General features: G+C 74.0%; 17 protein-coding genes. 9 read left to right on the top strand and 8 right to left on the bottom strand.

The annotated features are described in order from the left end of the window. Window positions 1-232: 232 nt before the first annotated feature. From ACFYYN_RS37000 to ACFYYN_RS36990, 3 genes are all read right to left on the bottom strand, one after another. The gene (locus tag ACFYYN_RS37000; protein WP_500549234.1) at window positions 233-2,374 is read right to left on the bottom strand and encodes a protein kinase domain-containing protein; all 2,142 of its coding nucleotides are present in this window, start codon (window positions 2,372-2,374) and stop codon (window positions 233-235) included. 114 nt (window positions 2,375-2,488) lie between these two features. Continuing rightward, window positions 2,489-3,625: a PP2C family protein-serine/threonine phosphatase gene (locus tag ACFYYN_RS36995; RefSeq protein WP_500549233.1), complete on the bottom strand. Its 1,137-nt coding sequence runs from the start codon at window positions 3,623-3,625 to the stop codon at window positions 2,489-2,491. Between the two features lie 98 nt (window positions 3,626-3,723). Further along, a complete protein-coding gene (locus ACFYYN_RS36990; protein WP_500549232.1) occupies window positions 3,724-4,482 on the bottom strand; it encodes an IclR family transcriptional regulator in 759 nt (252 codons plus the stop codon). A gap of 154 nt (window positions 4,483-4,636) precedes the next feature. Here ACFYYN_RS36990 and ACFYYN_RS36985 point away from each other — a divergent pair, with 154 nt between their 5' ends. Further along, on the top strand, window positions 4,637-5,011 hold the full coding sequence (locus ACFYYN_RS36985; protein WP_500549231.1) for an effector-associated constant component EACC1: 375 nt from the start codon (window positions 4,637-4,639) through the stop codon (window positions 5,009-5,011). An 82-nt stretch (window positions 5,012-5,093) separates the two neighbouring features. Here ACFYYN_RS36985 and ACFYYN_RS36980 read toward each other — a convergent pair whose 3' ends face one another. Continuing rightward, window positions 5,094-6,071: a phosphotransferase gene (locus ACFYYN_RS36980; RefSeq protein ID WP_500549230.1), complete on the bottom strand. Its 978-nt coding sequence runs from the start codon at window positions 6,069-6,071 to the stop codon at window positions 5,094-5,096. A 113-nt stretch (window positions 6,072-6,184) separates the two neighbouring features. On the opposite strand from ACFYYN_RS36980, the gene ACFYYN_RS36975 reads away from it, so the two are divergent. Together ACFYYN_RS36975 and ACFYYN_RS36970 are read left to right on the top strand one after the other, a co-directional pair. Beyond that, on the top strand, window positions 6,185-6,922 hold the full coding sequence (locus ACFYYN_RS36975; protein WP_500549229.1) for a dienelactone hydrolase family protein: 738 nt from the start codon (window positions 6,185-6,187) through the stop codon (window positions 6,920-6,922). Next, a complete protein-coding gene (locus ACFYYN_RS36970) occupies window positions 6,922-7,212 on the top strand; it encodes a DUF6295 family protein (RefSeq protein WP_354800525.1) in 291 nt (96 codons plus the stop codon). Before ACFYYN_RS36975 ends, ACFYYN_RS36970 begins: the two co-directional genes overlap by 1 nt. A gap of 12 nt (window positions 7,213-7,224) precedes the next feature. Here ACFYYN_RS36970 and ACFYYN_RS36965 read toward each other — a convergent pair whose 3' ends face one another. Beyond that, window positions 7,225-8,424: a damage-control phosphatase ARMT1 family protein gene (locus tag ACFYYN_RS36965; RefSeq protein ID WP_500549228.1), complete on the bottom strand. Its 1,200-nt coding sequence runs from the start codon at window positions 8,422-8,424 to the stop codon at window positions 7,225-7,227. A 179-nt stretch (window positions 8,425-8,603) separates the two neighbouring features. Between ACFYYN_RS36965 and ACFYYN_RS36960 the strand changes: the two genes are divergently transcribed. Next, entirely contained in the window at window positions 8,604-9,485 is an 882-nt protein-coding gene (locus ACFYYN_RS36960; protein WP_500549227.1) for a ribosomal protein L7/L12, read from the top strand. A gap of 48 nt (window positions 9,486-9,533) precedes the next feature. On the opposite strand, the gene ACFYYN_RS36955 is transcribed toward ACFYYN_RS36960, so the two are convergent. Both ACFYYN_RS36955 and ACFYYN_RS36950 read right to left on the bottom strand, forming a co-directional pair. Continuing rightward, window positions 9,534-10,403 (bottom strand): alpha/beta hydrolase family protein, encoded by an 870-nt coding sequence (locus ACFYYN_RS36955; RefSeq protein ID WP_500549226.1) that lies wholly within the window; start codon window positions 10,401-10,403, stop codon window positions 9,534-9,536. An 85-nt stretch (window positions 10,404-10,488) separates the two neighbouring features. Next, window positions 10,489-11,472: a MerR family transcriptional regulator gene (locus ACFYYN_RS36950; RefSeq protein ID WP_500549225.1), complete on the bottom strand. Its 984-nt coding sequence runs from the start codon at window positions 11,470-11,472 to the stop codon at window positions 10,489-10,491. Between the two features lie 190 nt (window positions 11,473-11,662). Here ACFYYN_RS36950 and ACFYYN_RS36945 point away from each other — a divergent pair, with 190 nt between their 5' ends. Both ACFYYN_RS36945 and ACFYYN_RS36940 read left to right on the top strand, forming a co-directional pair. Continuing rightward, window positions 11,663-13,300: a carboxylesterase/lipase family protein gene (locus ACFYYN_RS36945; protein ID WP_500549224.1), complete on the top strand. Its 1,638-nt coding sequence runs from the start codon at window positions 11,663-11,665 to the stop codon at window positions 13,298-13,300. 128 nt (window positions 13,301-13,428) lie between these two features. Then, entirely contained in the window at window positions 13,429-13,668 is a 240-nt protein-coding gene (locus ACFYYN_RS36940) for a WhiB family transcriptional regulator (RefSeq protein ID WP_499515665.1), read from the top strand. Window positions 13,669-13,791: 123 nt separating this feature from the next. Here ACFYYN_RS36940 and ACFYYN_RS36935 read toward each other — a convergent pair whose 3' ends face one another. Further along, window positions 13,792-14,145, bottom strand: coding sequence for a DUF3040 domain-containing protein (locus tag ACFYYN_RS36935; RefSeq protein WP_500326379.1), 354 nt, complete (start codon window positions 14,143-14,145; stop codon window positions 13,792-13,794). Between the two features lie 119 nt (window positions 14,146-14,264). Here ACFYYN_RS36935 and ACFYYN_RS36930 point away from each other — a divergent pair, with 119 nt between their 5' ends. From ACFYYN_RS36930 to ACFYYN_RS36920, 3 genes are all read left to right on the top strand, one after another. Next, window positions 14,265-14,507: a DUF5133 domain-containing protein gene (locus ACFYYN_RS36930; RefSeq protein ID WP_500326381.1), complete on the top strand. Its 243-nt coding sequence runs from the start codon at window positions 14,265-14,267 to the stop codon at window positions 14,505-14,507. 521 nt (window positions 14,508-15,028) lie between these two features. Beyond that, window positions 15,029-15,208 (top strand): hypothetical protein, encoded by a 180-nt coding sequence (locus tag ACFYYN_RS36925; protein ID WP_500549223.1) that lies wholly within the window; start codon window positions 15,029-15,031, stop codon window positions 15,206-15,208. A gap of 152 nt (window positions 15,209-15,360) precedes the next feature. Then, complete coding sequence (locus ACFYYN_RS36920; RefSeq protein WP_500549222.1) at window positions 15,361-16,560, top strand: glycoside hydrolase family 64 protein; 1,200 nt, start codon at window positions 15,361-15,363, stop codon at window positions 16,558-16,560. Window positions 16,561-16,648: the final 88 nt, after the last annotated feature.

The following is a 16,648-nucleotide window of genomic DNA, read 5'->3' as shown; positions in this document are numbered from 1 at the left end:
GCCGAATCCGGCACCTCGTCGGAGCGTCGTGCGCCGCAGCGCTGCTCGCCGGAACGGTGGGCGTGGCAAGCGCCCAGGCGGCGCCTCAGACGACGAGAGCCACGACGGAGACCTCACGCCTGGCGCCCAGCGAGGACTGCACGAGTTACCACAACGACGGCGACGGCAACCCCGTCTGGGAGCCGCCGGGCTGCACCCCGCCTTGAGTTGAGCCGGCCCACCCGCACGTTCGCTAGAAGGTGATCACCGACACCGAACCGGAGGTCGCGTCGGCCACGTAGACGCGGCGCTCGTCCGGCGACACCGCCACCCCCTCAGGGCTGGAGCCCACCGCGATCGCGCCGCCCACCGTGCGGTTCTCGGCGGTGTCGATCACCGACACCGAACCGGAACCCCCGTCGGCCACGTAGACGTGCCGCCCGTCCAGGGACATCGCCATCCCCGCGGGGCTGGAGCCGACGGGGATGGGATCGCCGACCGTACGGTTCTCCGCGGCGTCGATCACCGACACCGAACCCGATCCCCCGTTGGCCACGTACACCCGGCGCCCGTCCGGCGACACCGCCACCCCCTCGGGGCGTCGGCCGACGAGGACGGGATCACCCACCGTACGGTTCTTCTCGGTGTCGATCACCGACACCGAGGCCGAGCTCCTGTTGCGGCCGAAGCTGGTCACGTAGACCTTGCGCCCGTCGGGGGACACCGCCACCCCCCGCGGGAAGCGGCTGACGGGGATGGGATCGCCGACCGTGCGGTTCTCCGCGGTGTCGATCACCGACACCGAACCGGACGTCCCGTTGGCCACGTAGACCCGGCTCCCGTCCGGCGACACCGCCAGCCCCTCCGGGCTGGAGCCCACGGGGATCGCAGCGCCCACCGTGCGGTTGCTCGACGTGTCGATGACCGAGACCGAGCCCGCGTAGTTGTTGGTCACGTAGACCTTGCGGCCGTCCGGTGAGACCGCCACCCCCTTCGGGAAGCGGCCCACGGGGATGGGATCGCCCACGGTGCGGTTCAGCTCGGTGTCGATCATCGACACCGACCCCGAGCTGTAGTTGGCCACGTAACCCCGGCCCCCGTCCGGGGACATCGCCACTCCGTGCGGGGAGTCGCCGACCTTGATCGACTGCACGGATGCCGGCGTGGCGTGCTCAGGGCCCGGGGAAGGGGATTGCGCCAGGTAGATGCCGCCGCCCACCAGGGCCAGCGCCACCAGCACCACCGCGGCGAGGAGCCCGGCCCGCCGGCGCCGTGGCCGGGGCGGACCGGACCGCGGTGGGCCCTCGCCGCCCTTCGGCGGCAGCGGCCCCGGGGGCGGGCCGGACCGTTCGTGTTCCTCCTGCCCGGCCGGCGGCGGGAGTTCGGCCGGCGGCGGGAGTTCGGTCGTCGGGGCGGCCGACGACTGGGGGCGCGGCGGCTCCGGTGCGGGGGACCGCTCGGGCGGTGGGTTCTCGGCGGGGGCCGCCGGCTCCCCCGCAGGGGCCGGGTGGAGGTGGTACGGCTGGGCGGCGACGGCGGAGAGCCGCCGGGCGGCCTCCTCCGCGCCCATCCGGTCCGCGGGGTCCTTGGCGAGCAGTCCCACGAGGACGGGTGTCAGCCGGGTCTCCCGGCGTGGCGGGGCGGGCGGCTCGAAGAGCAGGGCGCTCAGGGTGGTGAGGGCGGTCTCGCGGTCGAAGGGCCCGGTGCCCTCCAGCGCGTAGTACAGGGTGGCGCCGAGCGAGAACAGGTCGCCCGCCGCGGTGGGCGGCCGGTTGTTGGCCCGCTCCGGGGCCATGAAGCGCGGGGTGCCGAGGATCTCCAGGGTCGCGGTGAGGCGGGTCTCGCCCGAGCTGGGCTCCAGGGCGATGCCGTAGTCGGTGAGCATCACCCGGCCGCCGCCCTCGGTGGGGTAGGAGGGTCGCGAGCCGGGATGGGTCAGCAGGATGTTGGCCGGTTTGACGTCGCGGTGCAGGATGCCCAGCCGGTGGCCCTCCAGGAGGGCGTCGAGCACGGCCAGCCCGATCCGGGCGACCTCCGCGGGCGGCAGCGGCCCGCGCTCGCGCACCACCGCCTCCAGGTCCATGGCGCCGGGGACGAACTCCATGACGATCCACGGGAGGCCGTCCTCCTCCACGATGTCGTGGACGGTGACGACGTGGGGGTGGTTCCGCAGCCGGGCGGCGTGCCGGGCCTCGCCGCGGGCCCGGGCGATGCGGGAGCTCACCTCGCGTTCGGGGACTCCGGGCGGCAGGACGATCTCCTTGACGGCGACCTCGCAGGCCAGCTCCTGGTCGTAGGCGAGCCACACCCGTCCCATGCCGCCGACGCCGAGCCGGCGCAGAAGCCGGTAGCGACCGGTGACCACGCGCCCGACGTCCTCGTGCGCTCCTGTCATGGCACTTCCTCGGCGAGCGGTGAAAGGCCCCTCCTCCACGTATCGCATATCGCCTGAAGTGCAGCAAATCGCCGAAAAAGTGCGCCACTCGTGCGCCTTCCCGCGACCGGAGGCTCAGCCGGCCTGGGCCCTGTGCGCACCGCCGGACACGACGGGGACGGGCAGCTCGGTGACGGACGCGGCGCTGGAGGTGCTGCGCAGCAGGAGCAGCGCGGCGTCGTCGTGCAGCCTGCCCCCGACGTGGTCCAGCAGGTCGTCGTGGAGCGCGGCCAGGGTGCGCGCGGGGTCGTCGGTGAGGTGGCGCGTGACGCGCTCGTCCAGGGGGTAGAAGCGGCGGCCGCGGTCGCGGGCCTCGATGACGCCGTCGGTGTACAGCAGCAGCTGGTCGCCCTCGGAGAAGGGCAGCACCTGGAGCACCGGCTCCTCCCCGGCGAGGGCGCGCAGCCCCAGCGGCGGGACGTGGCCGGAGGACTCGACGGCCAGGACGTCGCCCCCGCGCAGCAGCAGCGGATGGGCGTGACCGCAGTTGACGACCTCCATGCGGCCCGGGCGGGGGTGCCCGACGACGACGGCGGTGACGAAGTCGTCCGGGCCGAGGTTGCGGGCCAGGCTGCGCTCGATGCGGTCGACGACGTCGAGCAGGTCGGGCTCGTCGTAGGCGGCCTCGCGGAACACGCCCAGCACCAGGGCGGCGGTGCTCACCGCCGGCAGCCCCTTGCCGCGGACGTCGCCCACGATCAGCCGCACCCCGTACGGGGTGGGCACCAGGGCGTACAGGTCGCCGCCGATCCGGGCCTCCGCCGCAGCGGCGCTGTAGCGCACGGCCACCTGGAAGGGGCCGACGGTCTCCGGCACGGGCAGCAGCAGCGCGTGCTGCGCCGCCTCGGCGACCGACCGGACGGCCGCGAGCACCCGCTCACGGCGCCCCCGGACCGCGGCTCCCAGCCCGCTCGCCAGGGTGACCGCGGCCAGCGCGGCCACCACGATGGCCAGCTTGTCGCCGTGCGTGCCCTTGTAGGCGCCGAGGACCGCGGCCAGCGCCACCGCGAGCACGCCCACCCGCAGGACGCGCCACGGGCCCCCTACGGCGGCGGCGAGCGCCGGCCCTACGGCGAGCAGAGGCAGCCAGTCGGGACCGCTGCCGCTGACGAAGGCGACGAGGGCCACCCCGCAGATGATCGCAAAGGGCGCTCCCGCGGCGACGTGCCAGGTCGGCCGGCCGCCATGCCGCTGGTCCGGGGCTTGACTCATGTTGGTCCGCAATCCCTGCCTGTGTGAGGCGTCACACCGCCGATGTCCGTTTCCACCAGTTAATGGGTGTATGCACCCCGACCACAAGGGCGGGAATTTCAGATAGTGAGCGACAGACCCCGGGTCACCCGGCTCGCCGTGGAGAGCAGCTTGGTGCGCACGTCTTCGAGTGCGGCGGCCCGGTCCGCGCGCAGCGACACACCGAGCGAGCCCAGCGTGCTGCCGCTGTAGACGGGCACCGCGACGCAGACCGTCCCCAGGGCGTACTCCTCCAGGTCCGTGACGGCGGGAGGGGCGGGAGCGCTCTCCAGGCACCGCAGCAGCTCCGCGCGGTGGGTGATCGTGCGCGGGGTCAGGTCGGCCAGCGGGTGACGGGCGAGGTAGTCGTTGCGGGCCTCCTCATCCAGCTCGCGCAGCACGCACTTGCCGAGCGCGGTGGCGTGCCCCGCCTCCTCGAAGCCCACCCAGAGGTCGACCCGCGGGGTCCGGGGGCCGTCGACGATGTCCGCCACCCGGATCTCGCCGTCCTCGTAGAAGGTCAGGTAGGCGGCGGCGGACAGGTCGTCGCGCAGCGCGGCCAGTGCCGGCCGGATACGGCTGAGCGGCATCTGCGGGCGGCTCGCGGCGTGCAGGGCCTCGAGCTTCTCGCCGAGGGCGAAACCGCCGTCGGCGAGCTTGCGCACGTAGCCGTCATGGGTGAGGGTCCGCAGCAGGTGATAGGCGGTCGCGAGCGGCAGCCCGGTCTCGCGCGCCAGCTGTTTCGCCGGTACGCCGCCCTCGTGTGCGCCCACCGCTTCCAGCAGGCGGAAGGCCCGCTGGACGGACGTGATGAGCGTCGGCCCGCCCTGAGCAGCCATGTTTCCAGCCTGCGCCCGCCGCCCGGCCACGGCAAGCGACGGGTGGCGCACGCCGCCGTACGTCTCGTACCGCTTTGCGCGGATGCCTGCGTCACCGCGTGCGACTGTGCCAGAGTGACGGCACGGCGGTGCTCACCCAGGGGGAACGGTGCCGATGGACCTCATCGTCACGACGCAGGCGCGGGACGCCGAGGACGAGCTGCGCTCGTTCCACACCTGGCTGCTGGACGACTCCTATGTGCGGCGCAACGCCGAGGTCGCCCTCCAGGGTCGCGGGCCCGCGGTAGGCCGCATCGGCGGCGTCGGCGTCGGCGTCGGCGTCGGCGGCACCCTGGAAGGCATCCGGATCGCCCTCGACAGCGGCTTCCGGCTGGCCAACCTCGCCCTGGCCTGGCTCGCCTGGCGCGCGGCCCGCTCCTCGGCCCCCGAGATGACCTTCGAGCACGACGGCGTCACGGTCACCCTCTCCGGGCAGGACGTCGAGACGGCGACCCGCGTCCTCGAGGCACTGCGCCCCACCGACCGGTGAGCCGTGTGGCCGGCGCGGCGATGAGCTCCGGCGGCCCGCTCCGTCATCAGCCGGGAGGAACGGCTCGACCGCTGAGGGGTGTTCATGCCAAGGCGCGCACGGTGGCGGCCAGGGACCGCCAGGCCAGGTCGGAGTCGGGCGTGGCGCGGTGCGGGGAGCGGAAGTCGCCGAGGAAGGAGGCGACGTCCTCCAGTCGCCAGCGCAGCCCGTACAGGGCGAGGGCGTCCGGGTCGGGGCGGCGGCCGGCCGCGTCCTGGTAGCGGTCGAGGTCCTCGGGCCCGGTGACGACCAGCCACAGATCGCGCTCGGGCGGGGCGAGACCGACGGTGTCCCAGTCGACGAGCGCGTGCCCCGCGTCCTGCCGCAGCACGTTGCCGGGGTGCGGCTCGCCATGGGTGACGACGTGTTCCCCTCCCGCGCGTTCGAGCGCGGCGGCACGCCGGTCGAACTCCGCGAGCCGCCGCCGGAGCGCCCCGGCGTGCTCGCTCGTCAGGGCCCTCGCCCGCTCGCCGTACGGGCCCCCGTGCCAGGGGTCGCGCAACCCGGCGAGCGCCGCTTCCAGGGCGGCCCGCCCGGGGAGCGCGAGTCGTGGGCGCGGGACGGGGGCCGGGGGCGGTGTCCGGTGGAGCACGGCGAGGGTGTCCAGCAGGGCGCCGCGTCCGCACGCGTCGAGACGGTCGCCGAAGTCGCCGGCGACGCCGTCCACGTAGGGGAAGACGCTGACCCCGTACCGCGCGCCGATCCTGCGTACCGTGCCGCCCCCGGCGGCGGGCAGCGGGGCGACCACGAACTCCCGGCCCGCGCGTTCCCGCAGGGCGAGTGCGGTGTCCATGGCCCGGCTCAGTCCCTCGAAGGCGGACTCGGCGTCCGCCCCGCAGTGCTGCTTGTGCGTCAGGTCGGCGACGGTGACGAACCAGTGCCGGCCGCGGGCGTCGGCCGCCGTCCAGTGGTGGTCGCCGAAGCCGACGGGCTCGTAGGTCCATGACGCGGCGTCGATCCCCCACGCGCGCAGCGCCTCGCCCAACTCCTCCTCGCCGACTCCCTCGGGCCGTTGTCTCATGCGGCGACCCTACGGAGCGGCTCCCGCCGGGGTCCAGGGCGGGGCGGCGGCAAGGGGAAAGCGCATGCGGCATAGAGTGCTGATCATCCGTCCCCCCGGAAGGACCGACGTACATGTATGACGCACTTCTCGCCGAGACGGTGACCGTCACCGGTCACGGCGGCGACCGCATCGAGGCGTACTCCGCCCGCCCCATGGCCCCCGGTCCGTACGGCGGCGTCGTGGTGATCCACCACATGCCCGGCTACGACGACCCCACCAAGGAGATCACCCGGCGGTTCGCGGCGGAGGGCTTCGCCGCCGTCTGCCCGAACCTCTACAGCCGTGAGGCGCCCGGCGCGTCGCCGGACGACGCGGCCGCGGCGGCGCGCGCCCGAGGCGGCGTGCGCGACGAGCGGTTCCTGGGGGACGCCGCCGGCGCCGCCGAGTACCTGAGGGGCCTGCCGTCCTCCAACGGCAGGGTCGGCGTGATCGGTTACTGCTCCGGTGGCCGCCAGGCGTTCCTCGCCCTGGCCTCGCTGGACGTGCAGGCCGGCGTCGACTGCTACGGGGCCTTCGTCGCCGGCACGCCGCCCGAGGGCTTCCCGCTCCAGGTCGAGCCGATCGTGCACCTGACGAAGGACCTGCGCGGCCCGCTGCTGGGGCTGTTCGGCGCGGAGGACAGCTACCCCTCCCCCGAGCACGTCGCCGAACTGGAGGCCGAGCTCAAGGCGCAGGGCAAGCCGTACGAGTTCCACACCTACGAGAACGCCGGCCACGCCTTCTTCGCCGTGAACCGGCCGAGCTACCGCACCGAGGCGGCGGTCGACGGCTGGTCGAAGGTCCTGGCCTTCTTCAAGGAGCACCTCTGATGTGCACGTACCTCACCGAGAAGATCCGCATCGACGGCAGCGGCAAGGGCGCCCAGGGCTACTTCGGGCTGACCGAGGCCATGGTCTACGTCGACCACCCGCAGCACGCGCCGTACGAGCACACCGTCAACATCGACTTCCTCAACCCGGCCCTGGGGCCCTCGGCCCGGGTCGCCGTCGAGCTCACCGAGGAGGCGGCGCTGGCGCTGGTCGACGCGATCCGCTCCGCGCTGGCGGCGGCCCCGCCGGGGCTGGCCTCCTCCGGGCAGGCCGCACCGGCGGCGCGCTGACGGCGCAGGCCGTCACCCCGGGACCGTGACCTGGATCAGGGCGTGCGTGCCGCTGGTGCGCCACGCGGTGCCGGCGGCGTCCAGCCGGGCCACGGTCCCGGGGGTGAGCCCCGCGACGGTGTCGGACTTCAGCGTGCGCAGGGTGGCGACCGGCCCCGGGAAGTAGGCGGTGACGTCCCCGAACGGCACCGTCGGGGGCCAGAGCCGGTCGTCCACCAGGCGCCGGTAGTTGAGGTCGCCCTTCATCACCGTCAGCCGCGCGGCCGCGAAGCGTTCCCGCAGGTCGTCCGGCATGTCGCGGTAGCCGAGCGGCGCGCAGGCGAAGGGGTGCGCGGCCAGGGTGAGCCGCCCTTCGCGCAGGGCCGCGAGCAGGCGCCCGCCGATGCGGGCGGCCTCGCCGGGGGCGGCCGTCATCCGGCGCAGGCAGGACAGGACGTCCTGGGTGGTGGCGTCGGAGACGTAGTACGGGCGCGGTTTGACGAGCAGGTGGACCTCGTCGGCGCGTCCGCTCGCGAGAAGGCCGTCGACGAGGGCGAGGTCGGCCAGGACCTCACGGGCGCTGTTGTCGGTGACCACGACGACCGTGCCGCCGTCGAGCAGGGACCACAGCCGCTCCGACTCGTCGGCGACCAGGGTGCCGGACGCCTCGGGGGCGGCGGCATCGGCCACCATGGTGAAGCCGAGGTCCGCCTGGTTGCCCCACACGGCGGCCGCGAGCAGCACGTGTTCCCGCTCGGCGGGGGCGAGCCCGGGCAGCCCGTCCAGGGCGGCGAGGTCGGCGGCGAAGCCGGGACCGTCCAGCTCGGCGTCCTTGAACGGCGCGAACAGGTCCACGCCGTGCCACGCCCCCGCGGCGAGGTAACCGGCGGGGTCGAGCAGCCGGCGGTAGAAGTACGACTCCGACCACAGGAACGGCAGTTCGGCCCACGGCCGCCCGAAACGGCCCTCGCCCCACTCCTCCCACGCCGCCAGGTCCGGCGCGTCCCGCGGCAGCGGGGCGACCGTGCCGGACCGCGACTCCTCCAGCAGCACCGCGAAGTCCCGGCGGCGCTCCGGGCCGTACGGGACGGCGTCGAGGATGCGCCGGACCAGCACCGGGTGCCGCTCCTGGAAGACGCTGCGGGCGAAGGAACCGGGCTCGTCGCAGGTGATCGGCGGCGCCTGCGCAGGCGCGGGGCCGGGGGTGCCGTCCGGGTGTGCGTGTCCACCCATGCGTCGTCGTCCTCCAGCGGTCGGGGGCGGGGCAGCGGTCGCGGGCATTCTCACAGGAAGCGGCGGGGAAGTGGCGGCGCCCGGGCCGTGCGCGGGCGCACGGTACGCGGAGTTCCCCTCGGGCGGGGCTTCGGGCACGCTGTCCGCGGCGGGACGGCCGGGAGCGACGGGGAGGGCTCATGACAGGGGCGCAGCACATGGGGGCCGGGGGCGACGAGGTGCCGGTGACGGCCGTGCTGAGGGAGGTGGGGCCACGGGCGGCGGAGGTCGTCGCCGTGCTGGGCGGACTGACCGGTCTGGGCGCGGAGCACTGCCGGGCCCTCGTCCGCGGGACCCCTCTCGTCGTGCTGCGGAACGCGCCGAAGGAGGACGCCGAGTCGGCCGTCGCCGCGCTGCGCGCCGCCGGGGCCACCGCCGAGGTCGGGGGTCCCGAGCGGACGCCGGACCTCGACCGGGCCCTCACCTGGGGACGGGAGCGGCCGCTGCCGCCGGAGGTGGCACGTCTGCTGCGCGAGGTGGGGGCTCCGTCGCGGCTCGCGGCCCATCTGCGGCTGGTGCACGACGCGGCATGTGAACTGGTCGACTGGGTCCGGCAGTACGGCCCCGCCCTGGTCGTCGACCGTGAGGCCGTGCTCTTCGGCGCGGCCACCCACGACATCGGCAAGGCACTGCACGTCGCCGAGTTGTCCGGGCCGGGCAACGCCCACGAGACGGCGGGGCGTGCACTGCTGCGGGCGCAGGGCGTCCCGCCGCGCCTGGCGCGCTTCGCGGCGACCCACGGTTCGTGGACGGACGCGGCCGTCACCATGGAGGACCTGCTGGTGAGCGTGGCCGACAAGGTCTGGAAGGGCAAACGCGTCACGGAGCTCGAGGACCTGGTCGTCGACCGGCTGGCCGCGGCGACCGGCGCCGAACGCTGGGAGGTGTTCCTGGCGCTGGACGGGCTCCTCGGCGACATCGCCGCCGGCGCCGACCGCCGGCTGGCCTTCCAGGCGTCGTTCCCCGCGGTCCGGGAGGCGGGGGGTCGCACCGCCCGGGGGCCGGAGCCTGGCGGTGGGTGAGGCCCTCTCCCGGCTCCGGCCACCACCGTGGACACCGCGTGGACACGGTCAGCGCAGGTGCCGCACGAAGAAGTCGGCTGCCTCCCTGCCGACCCGGACGCGGACGTCCGGGTCGGCGGGCTCCGGCGCGAAGAAGTCGTCATGGCGGACGTGGGGGCCGGCGCAGCGGACGCTCGCCGTGGGGACGTGTTCCGCGTACGGCCTGGTGTCGACGTCGTACGGGTTGACCGTGTCGGCACCACCCCAGCGGATCCCCACCGGCACCCGCACGGCCGCCAGGCTCCGCGGGGTCACGAATCCCCCGACGCCCGGGGCCACTTGGAAGACCGCCCGCACCCGCGCGTCCGACAGGTCGGCCCCCGCTCCGTCGAGCGCCCCCCGCGCCGACGGGTCGTCCGGGTACTTCTTCCGGTGCGCCTCGAGCACACCGGGGAACTCGGGGATGTCCGGCACCGGTACGGCCCCCGACAGCACGGCCCGCAGGACGTCCGGGTCGAGGCGCGCCCCGGCGAGCGCCACCGCCGTGTGGGCGCCCACGGAGAAGCCCGCCGCGCCGACCGGCCCCAACGGCTGTTCCCGGGCGAGCACGTCGAGGGCGAAGGAGACGTCCCGTGGCCGCTCCCACACGTGGAGGAAGCCCTCCGGCTCGTAGCCGTCGACGAAGTTGTTGCCGTGGTGGTCGAGGGCCAGCACCCGGAAACCCGCCTCGCGCAACGGATCCACCAGCCACTCCATGGCGCCGCCCGAACCTCCGGTGCCGTGCGACACGACGACCAACGGGGAGGACGCGGCCGGGGGTTGCGCCGGCTCCCACAGGTAGAGCCGCACGGGGCGCGGGCGAGCCGGCTCCCGCCAGTCCTGGCGGGACTCGTCGTACAGGACGCGTATCTGTGGCTGCTCCGGCCCGGAGATCGTCATGACGCCATCGTAGGAAACGCGACGGCCGGCCGCGCCACGGCAGGACGGGGAAGCCGTTCGCCGCGCCGACCGCCGTACGCGCGCTTCAGCGGTCGGTCTCGCCCGGAACCACTCGGTGCGCACGGACGGGAGTCCGCGGAACCGGGCTCCCCGCAGGTGCACCGTCGGCCATCGAGATCGACAGCCCTTCGGTCAGCCATCTGTGGGCCACCGTCATGTTCAGCACCCGCCCGCCGGTGACGGTGCCGACCAGGGCCCAATAGCGTTCCAGGCGGGGGTCGAAGCCGGACGACCTCGACACCAGCCCGTGCAGGTACGCGCGGAAGGCGGGGGTGTCCGACTCCCGGCGGGCTCGCGCGTGGGCGGACACGAAGGCGTTCACCGCATCCCCGGCGCCGGGCCGCAGGCCCTGGGCCAAAGCGGCGGCCGTCGCAGCGGCGGCATCGTCGATCTCCGCGTAGAAGGCCGGGCCGTCCCTCATCTCCTCGTCGTGGTCCTGGGTCCAGCGGGTGAAACTGGGTGTGGAGATGAGCAGATGAAGCTCGGCGTAGGCCAGGACCGTAGCGGGATCGGGGTCCTGCGGGGGGTCGGGGCAGAGCATGGCGATCATGATGTCGAGCCGGCGCTTGGGCATGGCCGCGGACAGCTCGCGATACCAGTGGTCGGTGAGGGTGCGATGCGCCTGCGGGAGCCGCTGCACACGGGAGAGGATCTCCAGACGCCGGAGCCGTTCCTCGCTCGGGGCCTCGTCCAGGGACTTGAGTGTGGCCTGACGCCACCGCAGTTCGGTCAGTCGTTCCTGCACCGCTTCGAGCTCGGTCGCCACCAGTTCGCCGAGGGAGCGCTCACCGGTGACCACCTGCGTGATGGTGGCGATCGGAGTGTCCAGCGCCCGTAAGCGTCTGATGAGACGGATCCGTTCCCACGCTTCAGGACCGTAGCGGCGATGACCACCGGCGCTACGGCCGGCCACGGGCAGCAGACCGCTGTCGGAGTAGTAGCGGAGGGTCTTCACCGGGACCCCCGTTCCGGCCGCGAGTTCACCGATGCTCCACGTGTCTTGCGTCACAGGCTCTTGAACCTCCAGCGCGCGGGAGGTCCTAGCGTACTGATCACCGGCCACGTCGGTCCGCACCGTTTTCCCCACCGCTCAGGCCTCGTTCCGGCCTCATGCGACCTCGTCCGACCACGAAGGGTGGATACGCATGTCCCCGACCATGACAGCACCGCGTCCAGGCCGAAGAGACAGGCTCCGTGCGGTGCTCTTCCCCTTGCTCTGCGCGGTGGCACTACTCGCGGGCACCGCCGTGCCGGCGACCGGCGCACCACCCGGTTCCGCGCACTCCGCGGGGCCGGGCGGTACCGTCGTACGGACCGACCACGGCCTGGTACGCGGTGTGTCACACGGCTCGTACGCCACCTTCGACGGCATTCCCTACGCTGCCCCGCCGACCGGACCACTGCGCTGGCGCGCCCCGGTGCCCGCCGCCGCGTGGCAAGGTGTCCGGGATGCGACGGCGGCGGCTCAGCGCTGTGTGCAGATGCCGGCACCAGGTGCGGGCGCGGTGCTCGGGTCGGAGGACTGCCTCTACCTCAACGTCACCATGCCGACGCCGAAGCCGGCCGGGCGGAAGCGGCCCGTGCTGGTGTGGACGCACGGCGGTGCGTTCCTGGGCGGTTCCGGCAGTGACTACGGCACCGAACAACTGGCGGTCCGGGGTGACACGGTCGTCGTGACGGTCAACTACCGGCTGGGGATCTTCGGCTACTTCGGCCACCCCGCATTGGGCTCCGCCCCGCCGTTCGGCCTGGCGGACCAGCAGGCCGCCCTGCGCTGGGTGCGGGCGAACGCGGAGCGCTTCGGCGGCGATCCGGGCAACGTCACGCTCTTCGGTGAGTCCGCCGGCGCCCTCAGCATCTGTGCGCACCTCACCTCGCCGGCGGCCGCCGGACTCTTCCGGCGGGCCGTGCTCCAGAGCGGCTCCTGCCACATGACCTTTCCACGCGGCGCTCTGGGACCCGGCACACCGGCGTACGAGCCGTTCGCCCCACAGCGCGAGGTCCAGACGGCCGGGGCGGAAGCCGCCCGGCAACTGGGCTGCACCGAGGGTGGCGGAGACGAGGTGCTGGCGTGCCTGCGCGGGCAGGGCGCGGATCGCCTGGCCACCGCGCAGCTGATGCAGTCCTTCAACCGGCCCGCCTTCGGCAATCCGCTGCTGCCCGTGGCGCCGGACCAGGCGTTGGTGACCGGACGCTTCCACCGCGTGCCGGTCGTCCAGGGCACCAACCACGACGAGATGCGGATGTTCGTCGGCCTGTCGCTCGCCGCGTTCCCGATCCGCACCGAGGACGACTACCGCGCCCGTCTGGTGGACGCCTTCGGGCCCGCAGCCCCCGCCGTCGAGGCACGGTACCCGGCAGCAGGACACCCCACGCCCGCACTGGCCTGGGCCGCGGTGCTGACCGATCGATCCCTCACGTGCACCACGCTGGCAGCCGGCCGGGCCATCGCCGCCCGTGCCCCCGGCCTCCCGCTCTACGGCTACGAGTTCAGCGATCCGGACGCTCCCGTCCTCGCCGGTCTGCCGGCGAACCCGGGCTTCCCCTACGGCGCGGCGCACGGCTTCGAGATGCCGTTCCTGTTCGCCGCCTTCCCCACCGAGCGACCGCTGACCGACGCCCAGCGCGCCCTGTCCGACCGGATGGTCGACTACTGGACGAACTTCGCGCGCACCGGCAACCCGAACACCCCCGGCGCCCCGCTCTGGCCTGCCCTGCACCCTTCGTCACCTGTCGCGCGGTCGGTGCAGTCGTTGGCTCCCGGACCAGGCGGAATCCACCCCGTCGACGCGTACTCCGCGCACCACTGCTCGTTCTGGGACCGCCTGCCTCGGTGAGCCTCCGCGCGATCGGCTCCGGATCGGCTCCGGATCGGGCGGCATCGGCTGCGCCACACCGGGTACGCGACGCAGCACGGCAATGTCCGTGGCACCCCCGAACGCTTCCTCCGGAAGGAGTCGAAACGATGGGCTGGTGGCGAAGCGCCGCTTGCGCAGACGAGGATCCGGAACTGTTCTTCCCGGTCAGCTCCTCAGGCCCGGGTGCGGGGCAGGAAGCCCGCGCCAAAGCGGTCTGCGAGAGGTGTCCGGTGGTCGGCGACTGCCTCGAGTGGGCACTCAGTACCGGGCAGTCCCCCGGCATCTGGGGCGGCACGTCCGAGGAGGAGCGCCGCGCGCTGCGCCGCCGTGCCGCCCGCAGCGGGTGAGCGGTCCCCCCGCCCCGATCGCGTCCCCTGTGGTGCCACCCGCGGGCGGCACCCGCCCTGACCCGGACGCCCCGGCCGGGGCGTCCGGGGGCCCACACGGCCGTGGGACGCGGCGGCGCCGGGTCAGCGGCGACGGCCGCGGCGACGCCGGGCGCCCGCGCGACGGGCCGGACCCGGCAGGCGGACCGCCACGAACAGGGTGACCAGCCACGTCACCACGAAGGCGCAGACGACCGCCAGCAGCGTCGTGACGGTCGCGGCGATCAGCAGCCCGAAACACACGATCGCCAGCAGCGCCAGCAGCAGGGCGCGTGGCCGCCGCAACAGGTCAGCCGGCCCCGGGCCCGGGCGTGGGTCCGGCTCCGGGTCCAAGCGCATCGTGCGCAACTGACGTTCCAGCACGTCGTCGTCGCGCAGCAGGTCCTCGATCTCCGCCAGCGCACGCCGTTCGCGCTCCGTGAGCCCCGAACCCTCCATCACCGCCCCCTCCACCACCCACCCATGCCTGTCCCTTACCCCGAATGGCGGAAGGGATGAGGGGTACTCGGTCGCGGAGTCGGAGAATGTCCCGGTGTCGTGACGGAGGGATCCCGATCATGTTGATGGCCCATCCCGTGGTTCTGCACATGCTGGTCGAGCAGTACGAGACGCTGCGGGCGGCGAACGCCGACGACGGCGGATCCGAGGCGCGCAGCCGGGTGGAGGACGTGGCGTACACGCTGTGCGTCGCCACGGGGACCACGGACGTGGAGGCCGCGCTGGCCGCCGCCCGCAGCAGGCTGCCGGGGGCACGGCCGGCGGACGGTCGGGGCCACGGTCCCTGCGACGGGGCCGCGTGAGCGGCGGACTCCCGGGTACGCGCCCCTCAGCCGAAACGGCCCGAACCGGGAGGAACGCATGACGACGAACGCCACGCCCCCCAACGATCCGGTGCCCCCGAACCCCACCCCGTCGCCCGGCCCCCTGGGCCCGGAGCCCGGTCCGGCGCCCGGTCCCGTGCCGCCGGGCGGCCCGGACCCGCTGCCGCCCACGCCCGCGCCGCCCGGGCCGGACCCCGTGCCCCCGGACCCCACGCCGCCGGGCCCCGGACCCGAACCCGGACCGCTCCCGCCTCCGGGCCCCAGCCCGCAGCCCGCGACCTGAGGGGAGCCGGCCACGCCCGCGGAGGGGGCGCCTGCGGAGCACCACCGCGAGCAGGACGCGGAGGACGTGGAGGCTCACCTGCTCCGCGACGGGCGGGAGTTCGCCGTGACCGGCGAACTCCGGCTCGACGCCGAGGAGGACGAGGTCGAACCGGCCCGCCTCATCGTCGCGGCCCGCCGCCGGCGGCCGCGGAGTCGGACGGCGTCCGGTCGCCGGGTTGGCCGCCCGGGCCCGGCTGACCGGCCTGGCCGAGGTCTTCCTGCGCGTCCGCCCCGACAACTCCGCCGCGCTGCGGTGCCGCCTCGGGGCGGGCTCCGTCCCGGTCCCCGCGGTGCGGGCCGCGGAGTGGAACGTGCCGCAGCCGGTCGCGTACGGGTGGCTGCGGCACGCGGGCTGAGACGGCACCACCGGGGGCCCGACCGCACGGGGTGCTCAACAACCCTGACGCATGGATTGACATGTTCGCCTCACGCCTCGACGCTTGAGAGCGCTCTCAGCACCATTTCGCCCCTCGTGGCGTCCCTCCGCCCCCACACAAGGAGGAAGCGCATGCACATCCGACGCAAGCCCCTCGCGGCCCTGCCGGCCGCGCTGCTGATGACGGTCGGCCTCACCGTCCTCGGCACCACGTCCCCCCGCGCCGAGGCCGCCGTCCCCGCCACCATCCCGCTGACGATCACCAACAACTCCGGGCGCAACGAGCCCGTGTACCTCTACGACCTGGGCACCGAGCTCGCCACCGGCCGCCAGGGCTGGGCCGACGCCAACGGCACCTTCCACCCCTGGCCGGCCGGGGGAAACCCGCCGACCCCGGCGCCCGACGCCTCGATCGCCGGACCCGCCGACGGCAGGTCCGTCACCATCCGGCTCCCCAAGTTCTCCGGCCGGGTCTACTTCTCCTACGGCCGGAAACTGGACTTCCGGCTGACCACCGGGGGCCTGGTGCAGCCCGCGGTGCAGAACCCGTCCGACCCCAACCGGGACATCCTCTTCAACTGGTCCGAGTACACGCTGAACGACTCCGGGCTGTGGATCAACAGCACGCAGGTGGACATGTTCTCCGCCCCGTACGCCGTCGGACTCCAGCGCGCCGACGGCAGCACCGTCACCACCGGGCACCTCGTGCGGGGCGGCTGGAACGGCTTCTTCGCCGCCCTCCGTGGCCGGACGGGCGGCTGGGCGAACCTCGTCCAGACCCGCGCCGACGGCACCGTGCTCCGCGCCCTCTCCCCCGGCCACGGGATCGAGACGGGCGCGCTCCCGCGCACCGTGATGGACGACTACGTCAACCGCGTCTGGCAGAAGTACTCCACCGCGACGCTCACGGTGACCCCCTTCGCCGACCGGCCCGCTACGAAGTACCACGGACGGGTCTCCGGCGGCGTCATGAACTTCACCGACGCCTCCGGGACCGTCGTCACCTCGTTCCAGAAGCCCGACGCGGACAGCGTGTTCGGTTGCCACAAGCTGCTCGACGCACCGAACGACCTCGTGCGCGGCCCGATTTCGCGCACGCTGTGCGCCGGTTTCAACCGCACCACCCTGCTCACCAACCCCGCCCAGCCGGACACGGGCGCGGCCGGCTTCTACCAGGACTCCGTGACGAACCAGTACGCCCGGGAGATCCACGCTCGGATGGCCGACGGCAAGGCGTACGCCTTCGCCTTCGACGACGTGGGCAACCACGAGTCGCTGGTCGACGACGCCAACCCGCAACAGGCCTCCCTCACGCTGGACCCGCTGGACTAGGTGCTGTTTCTCGGATCTCCTGACGTGATCATGCGTGTGGATTGACGCTGTTCAGCATGGTTGGCCGTGGAGACCTGACGAATGCGGA

The organism is Streptomyces sp. NPDC001902, from assembly GCF_042891295.1.
Lineage (GTDB): Bacteria > Actinomycetota > Actinomycetes > Streptomycetales > Streptomycetaceae > Actinacidiphila.
The sequence above is the reverse complement of the archived record's forward strand: the minus strand, read 5'-3'. Positions and strand labels throughout refer to the sequence as shown.

Coding starts and splice junctions, on each gene's coding strand:
- ACFYYN_RS37000 (WP_500549234.1), bottom strand. CDS start 2,374: ATGACAGGAGCGCACGAGGACGTCGGGCGCGTGGTCACCGGTCGCTAC.
- ACFYYN_RS36995 (WP_500549233.1), bottom strand. CDS start 3,625: ATGAGTCAAGCCCCGGACCAGCGGCATGGCGGCCGGCCGACCTGGCAC.
- ACFYYN_RS36990 (WP_500549232.1), bottom strand. CDS start 4,482: ATGGCTGCTCAGGGCGGGCCGACGCTCATCACGTCCGTCCAGCGGGCC.
- ACFYYN_RS36985 (WP_500549231.1), top strand. CDS start 4,637: ATGGACCTCATCGTCACGACGCAGGCGCGGGACGCCGAGGACGAGCTG.
- ACFYYN_RS36980 (WP_500549230.1), bottom strand. CDS start 6,071: ATGAGACAACGGCCCGAGGGAGTCGGCGAGGAGGAGTTGGGCGAGGCG.
- ACFYYN_RS36975 (WP_500549229.1), top strand. CDS start 6,185: ATGTATGACGCACTTCTCGCCGAGACGGTGACCGTCACCGGTCACGGC.
- ACFYYN_RS36970 (WP_354800525.1), top strand. CDS start 6,922: ATGTGCACGTACCTCACCGAGAAGATCCGCATCGACGGCAGCGGCAAG.
- ACFYYN_RS36965 (WP_500549228.1), bottom strand. CDS start 8,424: ATGGGTGGACACGCACACCCGGACGGCACCCCCGGCCCCGCGCCTGCG.
- ACFYYN_RS36960 (WP_500549227.1), top strand. CDS start 8,604: ATGACAGGGGCGCAGCACATGGGGGCCGGGGGCGACGAGGTGCCGGTG.
- ACFYYN_RS36955 (WP_500549226.1), bottom strand. CDS start 10,403: ATGACGATCTCCGGGCCGGAGCAGCCACAGATACGCGTCCTGTACGAC.
- ACFYYN_RS36940 (WP_499515665.1), top strand. CDS start 13,429: ATGGGCTGGTGGCGAAGCGCCGCTTGCGCAGACGAGGATCCGGAACTG.
- ACFYYN_RS36935 (WP_500326379.1), bottom strand. CDS start 14,145: ATGGAGGGTTCGGGGCTCACGGAGCGCGAACGGCGTGCGCTGGCGGAG.
- ACFYYN_RS36930 (WP_500326381.1), top strand. CDS start 14,265: ATGTTGATGGCCCATCCCGTGGTTCTGCACATGCTGGTCGAGCAGTAC.
- ACFYYN_RS36920 (WP_500549222.1), top strand. CDS start 15,361: ATGCACATCCGACGCAAGCCCCTCGCGGCCCTGCCGGCCGCGCTGCTG.